At 60.5% G+C, this 15,641-nt stretch carries 14 protein-coding genes; all 14 read left to right on the top strand.

What is annotated here, in order from left to right; all coding sequences use genetic code 11:
• Positions 1–55 precede the first annotated feature (55 nt).
• The 14 genes from RBB49_RS11770 to RBB49_RS11705 all read left to right on the top strand — a co-directional run bounded on the left by RBB49_RS11770 (position 56) and on the right by RBB49_RS11705 (position 15,624).
• Positions 56–523, top strand: coding sequence for a division/cell wall cluster transcriptional repressor MraZ (locus tag RBB49_RS11770; protein ID WP_306142980.1), 468 nt, complete (start codon positions 56–58; stop codon positions 521–523).
• Positions 520–1,560: a 16S rRNA (cytosine(1402)-N(4))-methyltransferase RsmH gene (gene rsmH, locus RBB49_RS11765; RefSeq protein WP_306142979.1), complete on the top strand. Its 1,041-nt coding sequence runs from the start codon at positions 520–522 to the stop codon at positions 1,558–1,560. Before RBB49_RS11770 ends, rsmH begins: the two co-directional genes overlap by 4 nt.
• 2 nt (positions 1,561–1,562) lie before the next feature.
• Positions 1,563–1,919: a hypothetical protein gene (locus RBB49_RS11760; protein ID WP_306142978.1), complete on the top strand. Its 357-nt coding sequence runs from the start codon at positions 1,563–1,565 to the stop codon at positions 1,917–1,919.
• A gap of 9 nt (positions 1,920–1,928) precedes the next feature.
• Positions 1,929–3,641, top strand: a complete 1,713-nt coding sequence (locus RBB49_RS11755) for a penicillin-binding protein 2 (RefSeq protein ID WP_306142977.1) — start codon at positions 1,929–1,931, stop codon at positions 3,639–3,641.
• 95 nt (positions 3,642–3,736) lie between these two features.
• Positions 3,737–5,206: a UDP-N-acetylmuramoyl-L-alanyl-D-glutamate--2,6-diaminopimelate ligase gene (locus tag RBB49_RS11750; protein WP_306142976.1), complete on the top strand. Its 1,470-nt coding sequence runs from the start codon at positions 3,737–3,739 to the stop codon at positions 5,204–5,206.
• Positions 5,203–6,633: a UDP-N-acetylmuramoylalanyl-D-glutamyl-2,6-diaminopimelate--D-alanyl-D-alanine ligase gene (locus tag RBB49_RS11745; RefSeq protein WP_306142975.1), complete on the top strand. Its 1,431-nt coding sequence runs from the start codon at positions 5,203–5,205 to the stop codon at positions 6,631–6,633. The genes RBB49_RS11750 and RBB49_RS11745 overlap by 4 nt, the downstream gene beginning before the upstream one ends.
• Before the next feature lie 10 nt (positions 6,634–6,643).
• Positions 6,644–7,729 carry a phospho-N-acetylmuramoyl-pentapeptide-transferase gene (gene mraY, locus RBB49_RS11740; RefSeq protein WP_306142974.1) on the top strand — a complete coding sequence of 362 codons (1,086 nt, stop codon included), beginning with the start codon at positions 6,644–6,646 and terminating at the stop codon, positions 7,727–7,729.
• Between the two features lie 5 nt (positions 7,730–7,734).
• Positions 7,735–9,135: a UDP-N-acetylmuramoyl-L-alanine--D-glutamate ligase gene (murD, locus tag RBB49_RS11735; RefSeq protein ID WP_306142973.1), complete on the top strand. Its 1,401-nt coding sequence runs from the start codon at positions 7,735–7,737 to the stop codon at positions 9,133–9,135.
• The gene (gene ftsW / locus RBB49_RS11730; RefSeq protein WP_306142972.1) at positions 9,135–10,292 is read left to right on the top strand and encodes a putative lipid II flippase FtsW; all 1,158 of its coding nucleotides are present in this window, start codon (positions 9,135–9,137) and stop codon (positions 10,290–10,292) included. The genes murD and ftsW overlap by 1 nt, the downstream gene beginning before the upstream one ends.
• 18 nt (positions 10,293–10,310) lie before the next feature.
• The gene (gene murG, locus RBB49_RS11725; RefSeq protein ID WP_306142971.1) at positions 10,311–11,417 is read left to right on the top strand and encodes an undecaprenyldiphospho-muramoylpentapeptide beta-N-acetylglucosaminyltransferase; all 1,107 of its coding nucleotides are present in this window, start codon (positions 10,311–10,313) and stop codon (positions 11,415–11,417) included.
• Positions 11,414–12,814, top strand: coding sequence for a UDP-N-acetylmuramate--L-alanine ligase (gene murC, locus RBB49_RS11720; protein ID WP_306142970.1), 1,401 nt, complete (start codon positions 11,414–11,416; stop codon positions 12,812–12,814). The genes murG and murC overlap by 4 nt, the downstream gene beginning before the upstream one ends.
• 9 nt (positions 12,815–12,823) lie before the next feature.
• Positions 12,824–13,795: a UDP-N-acetylmuramate dehydrogenase gene (gene murB, locus RBB49_RS11715; protein WP_306142969.1), complete on the top strand. Its 972-nt coding sequence runs from the start codon at positions 12,824–12,826 to the stop codon at positions 13,793–13,795.
• A complete protein-coding gene (locus RBB49_RS11710; RefSeq protein WP_306142968.1) occupies positions 13,796–14,722 on the top strand; it encodes a D-alanine--D-alanine ligase in 927 nt (308 codons plus the stop codon).
• A complete protein-coding gene (locus RBB49_RS11705; RefSeq protein ID WP_306142967.1) occupies positions 14,710–15,624 on the top strand; it encodes a cell division protein FtsQ/DivIB in 915 nt (304 codons plus the stop codon). The genes RBB49_RS11710 and RBB49_RS11705 overlap by 13 nt, the downstream gene beginning before the upstream one ends.
• Positions 15,625–15,641: the final 17 nt, after the last annotated feature.

The following is a 15,641-nucleotide window of genomic DNA, read 5'->3' as shown; positions in this document are numbered from 1 at the left end:
TAACGATGGGTGATTTGGGGATTTCGACAGGTGGGGACCTGTCTGAAGGGGATTTATGGCCGGATTTGTTTCTCACTTTACCAACCGGCTGGATGCCAAGGGTCGCGTGTCGATCCCTGCACCCTTCCGGGCGGTCTTGGCGAGAGATGGATTTGAAGGGCTTTACTGCATTACCTCCGCGCATTGCGATGCCGTCGATGCCGGCGGGAACGACCTTCTTGCTGAGATCAGCAAGCGTTCAGAAGCGTTTGCAAAACTGTCTCCGGATCATGACGCCCTGGCGGTCGCGCTTTTCGGTGCGAGCGAAAACCCTAAGATCGATGGGGATGGCCGCGTGACCATTTCCGACATGATCAAGGAGCACACCGGGATCGCCGACCAAGTCACCTTTGTCGGGCTGAATTACAAGTTTCAGATCTGGGAGCCGGAAAAGTTTCGCGAGTACCGCGCCGAGGCCCAAAGACGCGCACTCGCGATGTTGTCGGGGCAAAGCCCCGCGCCTTCACAGGGAGAGCCGTCATGATGGCGCTCGGCGACAGGGAAGCTGCTTCTGCCGCTGGCGGACCCGAGCGTCACGTGCCGGTTCTCCTGAGTGAAGTTCTTGAGTGGCTCGACCCCAAGCCGGGCGAGGTTATCGTTGACGGCACGTTTGGGGCCGGCGGCTATACGCGTGCCATCCTGGCGAAAGGCGCGCGGGTCGTCGGTATCGACCGGGACCCTGATGCGATTTCCGCAGGGCGTGCGCTGGAAGAAGACAGCGATGGCGCACTGATGCTCGTGTCCGGTCAGTTTTCCGATCTTGAAAGTCATGCGCGCAGCAGCGGCTTTGACGCTGTCGATGGTGTTGTCCTAGACCTTGGCGTGTCCTCGATGCAGCTGGATGAGGCCGAGCGCGGGTTCTCCTTTCTGCGTGACGGTCCGTTGGACATGCGTATGGAGCAGGCAGGGCCTTCCGCTGCCGATGTCGTCAATGAACTGCCGGTCCGGGATCTCATCCGTATCATCGGTCTTCTGGGCGAGGAAAAACGCGCGACTTCCGTTGCTCATGCCATTGATGCGGCGCGTAAGGAAAAGCAGTTCGACAGAACGCTTCAACTGGCGGACCTGATCGAGAAGGTGCTTGGGCGGTCGCCCAAGAAGGCTCAGATCCATCCGGCAACCCGCACGTTCCAGGCACTGCGGATCTACGTGAACGGCGAACTGCATCAGGCTGCCGAAGCGCTGGGCGCGGCGGAGCGCATCCTGCGGCCCGGCGGACGCCTGGTTCTGGTGAGTTTCCACTCCCTGGAAGACAGGATCGTGAAGCGGTTCTTCCAGGATAGGACCAGAACACGCGGCGGCGGTTCGCGCCACATGCCGGAAGAAGAAGTTCCGCCGGCAACATTCGAGCTTCTGACCCGCAAGGCGGTTGAGGCAAAGGCAGAAGAGACGGCAGGTAATCCAAGGTCGCGCTCGGCAAAGCTGAGGGCAGGGCGGCGCACGGACGCGCCCGCGCGCGTCATGGATGTGCATGCTGCCGGCGTTCCGCGACTTGCGGAATATCAGGGGCTTGGGGGCTGACGATGGTACGCACGCTGAACATTCTGTTCATTCTCGCCGTCGTGATCGGTGCGGCAACCGTTTACGATATGAAGCTTGCAGCGACCAAGTCGGCTGCGAAGGTCGCGGACTTGCAGCGGCAGATCGACGAAGAGCGCAACGCGATCCGGAACCTGAAGGCCGAATGGAGCCTCTTGAACAAACCGGACCGTCTCCAGGGCCTCGTCGAGCGCTACAACACCTATCTCGAACTGGATGCGCTTGACGTGAAGCAGATTGTTGTTCCCGAAGATCTTCCGGCGCGCCCCGTCATGCTTGAGCCTATCGGCGGCTCCAACCAGATGGGCGGCTATGCCGGCTCATCGGCTGCGATCCAGTAGGGGGCCCTGATGACGATCGTAAGCGAACCGGCAAGTTTTCTTCAGGTCAGGCGTTCCAGCCCAAGGAGCGTGCGCGGTTCAGTGTCTTCCAGCGCCGTCAGGTCCCGTGTCATCGTTGCCATGATGGCGTTTGCCTGTGTCTACGCCGCCATTGCCGGACGGCTCGTGCATCTGGCGCAAATGGAAGAAGCACCGTCGCATGCCTGGATCTCCGCGCAGGATTCTGTCTCTGCATCCCGGCCGGACCTGATCGACCGGAATGGCGAGATCCTCGCAACCGATATCAAGACCGCGTCGCTTTACGCGGAGCCGCGCCGGATCATTGACGTCGACGAAGCGGTCGAGGGGCTGATCAGGGCCTTGCCGGAACTGGACGAGAAACTGGTGCGCCGCCGCCTCGAAAGCGGTGCCGGTTTCGTCTGGCTGAAACGGGAAATGACACCGCAAAAGGCAGACGAAGTCCACAATCTTGGCCTGCCGGGCATCGGTTTCCTGTCGGAAAATCAAAGGTTCTATCCGGGTGGCCCGACGGCCGGCCACATTGTCGGGTCGGTGAATGTCGACAATCAGGGTCTCGCCGGGATCGAAAAGCATATCGACGACGAGTGGCTGGCGGACCTGCAGTCACTTGGCTTTGCATCGGACAAGTCGATGGAGCCGGTCAGGCTTTCCGTGGATCTGCGTGTTCAGCACGTGGTTCGCGACGAACTGGTCAAGGCAATGGAACGGTACCGTGCCATTGCGGCCGCCGGCATTGTTCTGGATGCCAAGACCGGTGAAGTCGTCGCCATGTCGTCATTGCCGGACTACGACCCGAACGACCGGGCGCAGGCCCTTGAGCGCGACCGGTTGAACCGGGCGACTGGCGGTGTCTTCGAGATGGGCTCGGTGTTCAAGGCGTTCACAACCGCGATGGCACTCGATTCCGGGTCCGTTTCCATCAATGACAGCTTCGATGCAACGCGTCCGATTCGTGCAGCAGGGCGGACAATTTCGGATTTCCACGGGAAAAACCGGATCCTGTCCGTGCCCGAGATCTTCATCTACTCGTCCAATATCGGCACGGCCAAGATGATGCTTGCGACAGGGGTTGCGCGTCAGAAGGAATTCCTGGAACGGCTTCACCTGACGAAGCGGCTTGCCACGGAATTGCCCGAAAACGCCGCGCCGCTCCTGCCTCCGAAGTGGAACGAACTGGCTGCCATGACAATCTCCTTTGGCCATGGCCTCTCAGTCACTCCGATGCAGACGGCGGTTGCCGCTGCGGCTGTGGTCAACGGCGGAAAACTGCTGCCGCCGACCTTCCTTCCACGGTCTCAGGAACAGGCGCAAGCAGTTGGAAAACAGGTCATTTCGCCTGATGTCAGCCGCATGATGCGCTACCTGTTCCGCCTCAATGTCCTGTCAGGGTCCGGCCGCCGTGCCGACGTTCCGGGATACACGGTCGGCGGCAAAACCGGCACCGCGGAAAAGATTGAAAACGGGCGCTATGTCAGCAACAAGCGGCGGAATTCCTTCCTGTCGGCCTTTCCGATGGATGATCCGAGATATGTTGTTCTCGTGGTCATTGACGAGCCCAAACCAGAGCGCAAGGGCATCGGTGCAACTGCGGGATTGAACGCGGCACCGACGGTCGGCGCAATCGTGAGGCGTTCAGCCCCGATGCTCGGTGTGATGCCGCGTTTCGGCAAGGGGGATGAACCGATCGAGATTTCCTATTAAGGAGACATAAGGAAGTCAGGCACCGGCGGGGTCGCAGCCGGAAATCGGTGCCAGCGCATTCAGACGACGACGCACAAACCGAACGATCAGGTGCAATGGATCTTGAATATTTGGCCGACGGCATTCCCTTGCCGGTTCAGGCGAAAGGTCTTGAAATTACGGGGCTCACGGCTGACAGCAGGTCCGTGCAGCCCGGATACCTGTTTGCCGCCTTCAAGGGCTCGACCGTAGACGGGACACGTTTCGTTCCGAATGCGGTTGCAGCCGGAGCGGTTGCGATTCTGTGCGCCCGGGAAGCAGCGGACGCTGTCAAGGCACAGGTCGCCGGAGACGTGGCGGTCATCACCGCTGAAGAGCCCCGCAGGGTCTTTGCACGTCTTGCAGCCAGATATTACAGCCGGCAGCCGGACGTGATCGTCGCGGTTACCGGCACAGCCGGAAAGACATCGGTTGCGCATTTTGTCCGCCAGATCTTTCAGGCGGCGGGCCACCCGGCTGCAAGCCTCGGGACGCTCGGCATCGTCAAGCCCGATGGCGTCACCTATGGCGGTTTGACGACCCCCGATCCCGTGGCTCTCCACAAGGAACTGAGCGAATTGGAGGCGGAAGGGATCAATCATGCAGCCCTTGAAGCCTCGTCGCACGGGCTGGATCAGTACAGGCTGGATGGCGTGCGCCTGACGGCGGCGGCCTTCACGAATCTGGGCCGCGACCACATGGACTACCATCCAACCATCGAGGACTACCTGCGCGCCAAACTCCGCCTGTTTAAGGATCTGTTGCCTTCCGGTGGAACGGTCGTTGTCGATCCGGGTGAAAAATATGCAGACCGGGTCCTGGATGTCGCAACGCAGCGCGGCTTGCCCGTCTTCGAAGTCGGGGAAACGGGACGGGATCTGAAATTGACCGGCCTTCGAGCCGAAGGCGCCGGACAGGAACTGACGCTCCAGACGGAGCGCGGGGAATACAGGGTCACACTGCCCCTGATCGGCCGTTTTCAGGTCTCCAATGCGTTGATCGCGGCAGGACTGGCCGTCGCTGCGGGAACGGATATGGGGCTTGTGCTGCGGTCTCTTGAAAACCTCAAGGGCGCGCCGGGGCGGCTGGAACTGGCCGGCAGAACGCAAGCCGGCGGTCTGGTGTTTGTCGATTACGCGCACAAGCCGGACGCACTCGACAATGCGCTTGCCGCCCTCCGGCCGATTGCGACCGGCAAGCTTGCCGTCGTCATTGGCGCCGGCGGAGACCGGGACCCCGGCAAGCGCAAGCTGATGGGCGAGGCTGCTTCCCGCCACGCGGATCTGGTCATTGTGACAGACGACAACCCGAGATCCGAGGATCCTGCCTCCATTCGCAGCGCGGTTATGTCCGGCGCGCCCGATGCGCTGGAAATCGGCGATCGGATGGAAGCCATCGCCGAAGGTGTTCGGGGCCTTCAGTCTGGCGATATCCTGTGTGTTGCCGGAAAGGGCCACGAAACCGGCCAGATTGTTGGCGACACAGTGATTCCCTTTTCCGATCACGATGCCGTGCAGCGTGCAATAAGCCTTCAAGGAGAACCATGAGCGACCCTCTCTGGACACTGGATGCATTTGCCGAGGCTGCTGGCGGCCGCATCAAGGGTGAAGCCGATGCGGAGATAACAGGTATTTCAATCGACAGCCGGTCGCTGGAAGCGGGCGATGCGTTCATTGCCATCAAGGGAGACCGCTTCGACGGTCACGACTATGTCGCCGCAGCGCTCGAAGCTGGCGCAGGCGTCGCGGTCGTTGCCGAAAGCAAGCTTTCAGAGCTACCGGAAGATGGAAGATATGTCGTTGTTGCAGACCCTTTGGAGGCGATGCGGCAGCTCGGTATCGCAGCGCGTGCACGCACAAATGCCCGGATCATTGCGGTCACCGGATCCGTCGGCAAGACCGGCACCAAGGAAGCGCTTCGGCTGACGCTGGAACAGTCCGGCAAGGTGCACGCGTCGGTCGCCTCTTTCAACAATCACTGGGGTGTCCCCCTGACACTGGCGCGCATGCCCGCCGATACCGAATACGGTGTCTTTGAAATCGGCATGAACCACCACGGAGAGATCACGCCGCTGGTCAAGATGGTCCGACCCCACGTCGCGATCATCACGACGGTGCAGCCGGTTCACCTGGAGTTCTTCGCTTCGGTCGAGAAGATCGCACAGGCCAAGGCGGAAATTTTCGAAGGTCTGGAACCCGACGGTATCGCGATCCTGAACAAGGACAATCGTCAATACGATCTGCTGCGCTTTCTAGCCACCACCGCTGGCGTTTCAAGGGTTCAGACCTTCGGCCTCGATCCTTCGGCGGACAGTCACGTGGAGAACGTCATCCGCTACGCGGGCGGATCGAGTGTCGATGCGTCCATTCTCGGAACCGAGATTACCTACAAGGTCGGGGCTCCCGGCAAACATGTGGTGAAAAACAGTCTCGCGGTTCTGACCGCGGTTCACGACGTGGGCGCTGACCTGGCGAAGGCCGGTCTTGCTCTCGACAGCATGAAGCCGCCGAAGGGGCGCGGTGAAGTCAGCCGGCTCATGACGTCCGGTGGAGCATTCGACCTGGTGGACGAGAGTTACAACGCCAATCCCGCCTCCATGCGCGCCGCGATTTCCGTGATCGGAGAGACGCCGGTAACGCGGCCCGGCCGCAGGATCGCGGTGATAGGCGACATGCGCGAACTGGGCGCGGAGGCGGACACGCTCCATGCGGAGCTGCTTGCTCCAATCACCGAGGCGCAGATCGATGCGGTCTACTGCGCTGGCCCACATATGCACGCGCTCTGGCAACGGCTGCCCCAGCAATTGCGGTCCCATTACAGCGAGGACGCAAAAGATCTGGAAGACGTCATTTTGAGGGACGTCCGGCCCGGTGACGTCGTTATGATCAAGGGGTCGCTCGGAACCCGCATGGGCCCGCTTGTCGAGGCCCTGAAGAAAGAATATCCGCCCGCGGACGACACCGCGGCGGCGTAAGGGATAGCTGATGTTTTATTTTTTGGGGCAATTTGCGGATCAGATCTCGGCGCTCAACGTGTTCAGATACATCACGTTCCGCACGGGCGGTGCGATCATGACCGCACTGTTTTTCGTTTTTCTGTTCGGACCGAAGATCATATCCAGCTTGCGCATCCGCCAGGGCCACGGCCAGCCGATCCGGGCCGATGGACCCGAAAGCCATCTGCTGACCAAGCAGGGCACACCCACGATGGGAGGCCTGATGATCATGTCGGGCGCAATGGTTGCAGCGCTCCTGTGGTCGGACCTGTCCAACCCGTATGTCTGGGTCGTCATCGGTGTTACGCTCGGGTTCGGCGGCATCGGCTTTTACGACGACTACCTGAAGGTCACGAAATCCTCGCACACCGGGTTTGGCGGCAAGGCGCGGCTCGGCCTGGAATTCCTGATTGCCGCGCTCGCGGCCTATGCCGTGACAATCCTCGACACATCCGAGTTCTCCGAAGCGATCACGTTCCCCTTCCTGAAAGACTTCACGCTCAACCTTGGTCTGATTTTCATCCCCTTTGCCGCCTTTGTCATGGTTGGCGCGGGAAACGCCGTGAACCTCACCGATGGGCTCGACGGGCTTGCGATCGTCCCGGTCATGATCGCCTGTGCATCGTTCGGTCTGATCGCCTATCTGTCCGGCAATGCCGTTTTCGCGAATTATCTGCAGATCCATCACGTGTCCGGGACCGGCGAACTCGCCGTGATCTGCGGTGCCGTGATCGGTGCCGGGCTCGGTTTCCTCTGGTTCAACGCGCCGCCTGCGGCGATTTTCATGGGTGACACCGGATCTCTGGCGCTCGGCGGCATGATCGGCGCGATTGCCGTTGCCACCAAGCATGAAATCGTCCTTGCGATCATCGGCGGCCTCTTCGTTCTCGAAGCCGTATCGGTGATCGTTCAGGTGTTCTCCTTCAAGCTGACCGGAAAGAGGGTGTTCCGAATGGCGCCGATCCATCACCACTTCGAGATGATGGGATGGACGGAAAGCCAGGTGGTGATCCGGTTCTGGATCATTGCCGTCGTCCTTGCCCTGCTTGGCCTGGCAACACTGAAGCTGAGGTAGGCCGCATGATCCCCGTCACGACATTTCAAGGCAGGAAAGTTGCGCTGTTCGGGCTTGGCGGGTCCGGCCTGGCAACGGCGCGTGCCCTGAAGGCTGGCGGGGCCGAAGTTGTGTGTCACGACGACAATGAGACACGGGTCCGGCAAGCGGCTGACGAAGGTCTTTCGACAGAGGATCTGCGCACGCTTGCGTGGGACGATGTCGCAGCGCTTGTGCTTTCACCCGGGGTGCCGCTCACGCATCCTGTGCCGCATTGGACGGTCGACCTTGCGCGCGAGGCTGGGGTCGAGATTATCGGAGATGTCGAACTGTTCTGCCGGGAACGCCGCAAGCAGTGCTTGTCCGCGCCGTTCATCGCGATCACGGGAACCAACGGCAAATCGACGACAACCGCGCTCATCGCCCACCTGCTTGCCGAACTCGGGCTGGATGTTCAGGTCGGCGGAAACATCGGTACGCCGGTCCTTGAGCTGGAACCGCCCGTGCCCGGACGTCACTATGTGGTCGAATGTTCGTCCTACCAGATTGATCTGTCTCCGACGCTCGACCCGAGCATCGGCGTACACATGAACCTGTCGCCGGATCATCTCGACCGGCACGGATCCATGGAAAACTACGCCGCGATCAAGGAACGGCTCGTGGCCGGTTCCAAAGTGGCGATCATTGGCGTTGATGATCGCCTGTCTTCCCTGATCGCCGACCGGCTTGAGCTTGCCCACAAGCCCGTGTGCAGGATCGCCGGAGAACGGGAACTGACCGAAGGGATTTATGCATCGCATGGATTCCTGATCGAAGCCCATAGCGGAACGCAGCAGCAGGTTGCCTTGCTTGGCGGGGTCGACAGCCTGCGTGGAGACCACAACGGCCAGAATGCCGCCGCCGCCTTTGCAGCCCTTCGTGCCCTGGAACTGCCATCTGAAAAAATCGCCGCCGCGCTGACCACGTTCCCCGGACTTCATCACCGTATGGAAATTGTTGCAAGGCGCGGGCGTATCCTGTTCGTCAACGATTCCAAGGCAACCAATGCAGACGCCGCTGCAAGGGCTCTTTCGAGCTTCGAGCGGATCTACTGGATTGCAGGCGGACGCGCCAAGGCCGGCGGGATCTCGTCCCTGGATGAGTATTTTCCGCGGATCGCAAAAACATTTCTTATTGGAGAAGCCGCCGAAGACTTCGCCGATGTTCTGGAAGGCCGTGTCCCGTTCAAAATCAGCGGAACGCTGCCCCAGGCCGTCATTGACGCGGCGAGCGCGGCCGCGGAGGACGGTGCTGAGGAGATCGCAATCCTTCTGTCTCCGGCCTGTGCGAGCTTCGATCAGTATCCGAATTTTGAATTGCGCGGCGCGGCTTTTGTCGACGCGGTGCGTGCCTTGCCGGGCGCTGGAAACTCGCAGGAGGTCGCATAATGGTATCTCGCGCGGATCGCAGCAAATTCGCCGAATGGCTCTGGACCGTCGATCACTACCTTCTTGCCGCCTTCGGTTTGCTGATGGTCGGCGGTGTGGTTCTGTCCTTCGCCGCCAGCCCGCCCGTTGCCGAGAGGCTCGGGATCGACACCCTCTATTTCGTCAAGCGGCAGGCGATGTTCCTGATCCCTGCCGTTGCCATCATGCTTGCCGGGTCGCTCATGCCACCCCGCATGGTCAGGCGGGCCGCGCTGATCCTGTTCGTGGTCTCGCTTGTGCTTCTGATTGCAACGCTGTTCCTGGGGTTTGAGGCCAAGGGTGCGCGGCGCTGGATCTACATTGCGGGCTTCTCTTTGCAACCTTCGGAATTTCTCAAACCCGCTTTCGTCATTCTGATTGCGTTTTTATTGTCCGAGAGCGGCCGGCGGCGCGAAGTGCCGGGCGTGCTGTTCGCCTTCGTCCTCTTTGCGGTTTGCGCAGCTCTGCTGATTGCACAGCCGGATTTCGGTCAGACCATGCTGCTCGGGCTGGTCTGGGCGGGACTGTTCTTCCTCAACGGGATATCGTGGCTGATCATCGTGGCGCTCGGTCTGATCGGTGTACTTGGCCTGTTTGCGGCTTACGCTTTCCTGCCGCACGTGACCAATCGTGTCGACAGGTTCCTGGATCCCAGCTCCGGGGATACGTTCCAGGTTGACACGGCGATGGACTCCTTCCTTGCCGGCGGCTGGTTCGGGCGCGGTCCGGGCGAGGGGACCGTCAAACGCATCCTGCCCGACAGTCATACGGATTTCATCTTCGCCGTGGTCGGCGAAGAGTTCGGTGTGATCGTCTGTCTCCTGGTGGTCGCCGTCTTTGCCTTTGTGGTCCTGCGCGGGCTCAGCCACGCAAGCCGGGACCAGGATGCTTTCAGCCGGCTTGCCACTGCCGGGCTTGTCGTGCTTTTCGGCCTGCAGGCGACGATCAACCTCGCTGTGAACCTGCATCTCATGCCGTCAAAGGGCATGACTTTGCCTTTCATTTCCTACGGCGGGTCTTCGCTGCTTTCTTCGGCTATGACGGCCGGCGCCATTCTCGCCTTGACGCGCAGGCGGCCGCAGCCGTCGCGTTCCGAAGTGGTGACGGTCAGCCGGCTTTCGCCTTCATCATTGATGTAATTCAAGTTGCCGCGTGACATGAGCAAAACAGTCCTTCTTACCGCCGGTGGTACCGGCGGTCATCTGTTCCCGGCACAGGCCCTTGCCTCCGAGCTTGGACGGCGCGGGTGGGTGGTTGAACTGGCTACCGACGAGAGAGCCGACAAGTACGGCAGCGCCTTCCCGGCACGCCAGGTTCACATCATTTCTTCCGAAACGATCCGGGGCCGGAACCCGATCGCGCTCGCAAAGACGGCGCTCAGCCTTTTTCGCGGCACGCTGCAGGCCCGTTCCGTCATCAAGTCTCTCAAACCGGAAGTCGTTGCAGGTTTCGGAGGCTATCCGACGTTTCCGCCGATGTTCGCCGCCCGCATGACCGGAACGCCGTCGATCCTGCATGAAGCCAATGGCGTCATGGGACGCGCGAACAGGATGCTGGCCAAGGGCGTCAGCGCGATCGCGACAAGCATTCCGCTGGCGAACCTGCCGGGCGATCTTGCCTCGAAGCAGGTCGAGACCGGCAATCCGGTCCGCGATGCGGTTCTGGAAGCCGCGGATCAGCCCTACCATGCTCCGGTGGCAGGCGGCGACTTCAAGCTGCTGGTCTTCGGCGGATCGCAGGGGGCGCGGTTTTTTTCAGATCTTCTTCCCCCCTCCGTCGAACTCCTGCCGGATGATCTCAGATCCCGACTGTCCATCGCGCAGCAATGCCGCCCGGAGGACATGGATCGTGTGCAGGACGTCTACGAAAGGCTCGGTGTCAGCGCTGACTGCGCCACGTTCTTTCAGGACATGCCGAAGCGCATTGCGGACGCTCATCTTGTCCTGTGCAGGTCAGGGGCGTCCTCGGTCAGCGAACTCAGCGTTCTCGGGCGTCCCTCGATCCTGGTGCCGCTCCCCGGCGCTCTCGATCAGGATCAGGCGGCAAATGCCAGGGTTCTGGAGCAGGCCGGCGGTGCCTGGCCGATCCCTCAATCCGAGTTGAGCCCGGAACGGCTTGCGGAAGAAATCACCCGACTGATAAATGCGCCGGACAAGCTGCAAGAGGCTGCCGCGAACGCGCTTAAAGTTGCCAAACCCGACGCGGTCAGCCGTCTGGCTGATCTGGTCGAGCAGATGGCTGCAGGAAAAGGAGAACGGCCATGAAGATGCCGCAGGATATCGGACCGGTCCACTTCGTCGGGATCGGCGGCATCGGCATGAGCGGTATCGCCGAGGTGCTCAAGACGCTGGGATACCAGGTGCAAGGCTCGGATATGGCGGAAAACGCCAACGTGCAGCGGCTGCGTTCCCACGGCATTCCGGTTGAGGTCGGGCATCGTGCCGAGAACATCGGCGATGCGGAAGTGCTCGTGGTTTCATCTGCGATCAGGAAGGACAATCCGGAACTGATTGCCGCGCGTGAAAAACTCATTCCCGTCGTGCGCCGCGCCGAAATGCTGGCTGAACTGATGCGTTTCAAACAGGCCATCGCGGTTGGTGGGACGCACGGCAAGACGACAACCACGTCAATGGTCGCGGCGCTCCTCGACGCCGGCAATTTCGACCCGACCGTCATCAATGGAGGGATCATTAACGCCTACGGAACAAATGCGCGCATGGGGGCGGGTGACTGGATGGTGGTTGAGGCCGACGAGAGCGACGGTACATTCGTGAAGTTGCCTGCGGACGTTGCGATCGTGACCAATATCGATCCGGAACATCTCGACCACTATGGCGATTTTGACGGCGTCAGGGCTGCGTTCCGGCAGTTTATCGAAAACGTCCCGTTTTACGGCTTCGCCGTCATGTGCCTCGATCACCCGGAAGTCCAGACCATGATCGGAACGATCGAAGACCGGCGCGTGGTGACCTATGGCACCAACCCGCAGGCGGATGTCCGCTACACGGACGTCTCCATGGACGGTGGCAAGGCGATATTCTCCGTGTCCATCCGGGACCGGCGGACCGAGGAAGTGGTCGAACTCAAGGACCTGGTGCTGCCGATGCCGGGCCTGCACAATGTTTCCAACGCCACGGCCGCAATAGCGGTTGCCTCGCAACTTGGTGTCAATGCGGAAGATCTGAAGAAAGGCATTTCCGAATTCGGCGGTGTCAAGCGGCGGTTCACGCATACCGGCACCGTCAATGGCGTTGAGATCTTCGATGACTACGGTCATCATCCGGTGGAGATCAAGGCGGTGCTACATGCAGCGCGTGAATCCACCGCCGGCAAGGTGATCGCCGTCATGCAGCCGCACAGGTTTACGCGGCTGCAAAGTCTCTTCGATGACTTCTCCAACTGCTTCAACGATGCAGACGCGGTGATCATCACACCGGTGTATGCGGCCGGGGAGCAACCCATAGACGGAGCTGCCCATACCGACCTTGTGTCAGGCATGAAGACACGCGGTCACCGCAACGTTCAGTCAATCGAAGGTCCGGAAGAACTGCCTGCTGCGGTCCATGAACTTGCGGATCCAGGTGACTTCGTTGTCTGTCTGGGGGCGGGAAACATCACGCAATGGGCTTACGCACTGCCCAAGCAGCTTGAAGAGCTTTAGGGACCTGCAATGAGTTTTCCTGACCTTTTGGAAACCTATCCGGGCCTTGACGAGGGCATACGCGGTAAACTCACCACCAATCAACCGATGTCGGCGGTAACATGGTTCCGCACGGGCGGCCCGGCGCAGCTGATGTTTCAACCTGCCGACGAAGACGATCTCGCGGCGTTCCTCACCAGACTTCCCAAAGAGGTGCCGATCCTGCCGGTCGGGCTCGGCTCGAACCTTCTGATCCGCGATGGCGGTCTTGAGGGTGTTGTCATACGTTTGAGCGCCAGGGGTTTCGGATCCATCGATCAGATCAGCGAAACCCGTCTCAAGGCCGGTGCCGCGGTGCCGGACAAGCGCCTGTCCGAAGCGGCAGCCAAGGCAGGCCTTGGCGGCTTTGCCTTCTATACCGGCATTCCGGGCGGTCTCGGGGGCGCATTGCGCATGAACGCGGGCGCACATGGAACGGAGACCCGCGACCGCATGGTGGAACTCACGGCGATCGACCGCGACGGCAACAGGCATGTCCTGTCGAACGCGGAGATGGGATACGCCTACCGGCATTCCTCCGCTTCAAGGGACCTCGTCTTCACATCGGCGGTCTTCGAAGGCGTCCCTCAGGACGAAATGGCGGTGCGCCAGGAGATGGCCGACGTCGTCGATCATCGGGAAAAGGCCCAGCCGATCCGGGAAAAGACGGGCGGGTCAACATTCAAGAACCCGCCGGGGACTTCTGCCTGGAAGGAAGTCGATGCAGCTGGTTGCAGGGGCTTGCGCGTCGGCGGCGCGCAGATGTCGGAGATGCACTGCAATTTCATGATCAACACGGGGTCTGCGACGGGTCACGACCTTGAACTGCTGGGTGAAACCGTGCGCTCGCGCGTTCTGAAGCACAGCGGCATCCGTCTTGAGTGGGAAATCAAGCGCCTCGGCCGGTTCGGAGACACCGGCACCGTAGAGCCGTTTTTGGGATTGGAAGGGGAGGCTGCGTAGATGGCCAAGAAACACGTCGCCGTTCTCATGGGCGGATGGGTCAACGAACGCCCGGTCAGTCTGACCAGCGGCCGCGAGTGCGCAGACGCACTGGAAGAGGCCGGTTACAGGGTCTCCCGCATCGATGTTGACAGGAACATCTCGGCAGTTCTCCACAATCTGAAGCCGGATGTTGCGTTCAATGCGCTTCACGGTCCTTTCGGTGAAGACGGCTGCATTCAGGGAATTTTAGAGTTTCTTAACATTCCCTACACGCATTCCGGCGTCATGGCATCGGCTCTTGCAATGCACAAGATCAAGGCAAAAGCGGTGATGCAGGCGGCTGGTGTGCCGGTCACGGACGACATTATCGTCAACCGCCACAACATCTTGCGCGAACACCCTATGAAACCGCCTTACGTGCTTAAGCCAATCAATGAGGGCTCCAGCTTCGGAGTGCTGATTGTCAAGGAAGATCAAGAGTTTCCGCCGCAGGAGCTAAGCCGGCAGGACTGGCCTTACCCCGATATTCTGATGTGCGAAAAATTCATCGAAGGCAGGGAACTGACCTGTGCCGTCATGGACGACAAGGCACTGGGTGTCATCGACATCGTGCCGATGGGGCACAGCTTCTACGATTACGATGCAAAATATGTTGAAGGTGGATCAAAACACATTCTTCCTGCAAAAATTTCACCGATTGTTTACCAAACCATAGAGACACTAGCGGTTAAGGCGCATCAGGCCCTGGGATGCCGCGGTGTTTCGCGTGCGGATTTTCGATTCGACGAGCGCGAAGACGGATCCGGGACCCTGATCTGCCTAGAAGTGAACACGCAGCCAGGCATGACGCCAACCTCTCTTGTGCCGGAAATGGCGGCGCACAAGGGGATGAGTTTCAGGGATCTGGTCAGTTGGATGGTTGAGGACGCGAGTTGCTGTCGCTAGGTCGCAAATGGAATAGAGAAACGCTGACACCGCTGGAGGCCGAACTGGCTCCGCGCGGCCGTGGTGTTTCGCGTTTGCACAGGCAGCCGGTCTGGCGCTCGGCAGGGCGGCTCGCTGAGCTTCCAAGGTGGACCGGTTCGGCCGCTGCGCTCGGTTTCTTAACCTTAACAATTGGTTATGGAATAGTCATAGGGGGGCACGGCCGGGTCGTTTCCGATGCGCTCCTTTCCGCCGCCGGCTTCGGTATCGAGGCTGTGAAACTGTCCGGCCAGCGTGAAATCAATGAATTCCAGATCCTGGAAGCGCTTGAAATTCATGAAGGCACGTCTCTGGCCCTTTTTGATGCAGCCGGTGCACGCGAGCGACTGAACGCGATGGCGTGGGTCAAGAACGCGTCGGTGATGAAACTCTATCCGAGCACGCTTCAGATCAAGATCGAGGAGAGGGTGCCCTATGCGCTCTGGCAGCGCGGCGACCTTGTCTCGATCGTCAACCGGGCAGGCGACGTGATCACGGACGATGTCGATGGCAGATATGCCAATCTTCTGCTTGTCGTTAATCACGGAGCACAGCGCAGGGCCTCTGAGATCAATTCCGCACTGGAAGAGGTGCCGGCATTGCGCCCGCGCGTCCGCGCCGCGTTCCTCGTCAGCGACCGCCGCTGGGACCTTCAGCTGGAAAACGGAATTTCGATCCGCCTGCCGGAACAGAACTACCAGGCGGCGTTGGCCGACCTTGTTGAAATGGACGAGGAAAGCGGTTTGCTCTCCAGGGATATCGTTGCGATCGACATGCGCCTTGCCGACAGGGTCACCGTCAGGTTGTCGGACGAAGCCGCCGAGCAGCGCAAGATCATGACAGGCGGCCGTGACCGCTCGGGCAAGAAGGAGCAGGACACGTGAGCCGCTCCGACAAGAAT

It is taken from the genome of Roseibium sp. MMSF_3412 (genome assembly GCF_030733265.1).
Lineage (GTDB): Bacteria > Pseudomonadota > Alphaproteobacteria > Rhizobiales > Stappiaceae > Roseibium.
Note: the sequence above shows the minus strand (reverse complement) of the source record. Positions and strands in the feature narration are given on the sequence as shown.

Coding starts and splice junctions, on each gene's coding strand:
- murG (WP_306142971.1), top strand. CDS start 10,311: ATGAGCAAAACAGTCCTTCTTACCGCCGGTGGTACCGGCGGTCATCTG.
- murB (WP_306142969.1), top strand. CDS start 12,824: ATGAGTTTTCCTGACCTTTTGGAAACCTATCCGGGCCTTGACGAGGGC.
- ftsW (WP_306142972.1), top strand. CDS start 9,135: ATGGTATCTCGCGCGGATCGCAGCAAATTCGCCGAATGGCTCTGGACC.
- rsmH (WP_306142979.1), top strand. CDS start 520: ATGATGGCGCTCGGCGACAGGGAAGCTGCTTCTGCCGCTGGCGGACCC.
- RBB49_RS11770 (WP_306142980.1), top strand. CDS start 56: ATGGCCGGATTTGTTTCTCACTTTACCAACCGGCTGGATGCCAAGGGT.
- RBB49_RS11755 (WP_306142977.1), top strand. CDS start 1,929: ATGACGATCGTAAGCGAACCGGCAAGTTTTCTTCAGGTCAGGCGTTCC.
- mraY (WP_306142974.1), top strand. CDS start 6,644: ATGTTTTATTTTTTGGGGCAATTTGCGGATCAGATCTCGGCGCTCAAC.
- RBB49_RS11760 (WP_306142978.1), top strand. CDS start 1,563: ATGGTACGCACGCTGAACATTCTGTTCATTCTCGCCGTCGTGATCGGT.
- RBB49_RS11750 (WP_306142976.1), top strand. CDS start 3,737: ATGGATCTTGAATATTTGGCCGACGGCATTCCCTTGCCGGTTCAGGCG.
- RBB49_RS11745 (WP_306142975.1), top strand. CDS start 5,203: ATGAGCGACCCTCTCTGGACACTGGATGCATTTGCCGAGGCTGCTGGC.
- murD (WP_306142973.1), top strand. CDS start 7,735: ATGATCCCCGTCACGACATTTCAAGGCAGGAAAGTTGCGCTGTTCGGG.
- RBB49_RS11710 (WP_306142968.1), top strand. CDS start 13,796: ATGGCCAAGAAACACGTCGCCGTTCTCATGGGCGGATGGGTCAACGAA.
- murC (WP_306142970.1), top strand. CDS start 11,414: ATGAAGATGCCGCAGGATATCGGACCGGTCCACTTCGTCGGGATCGGC.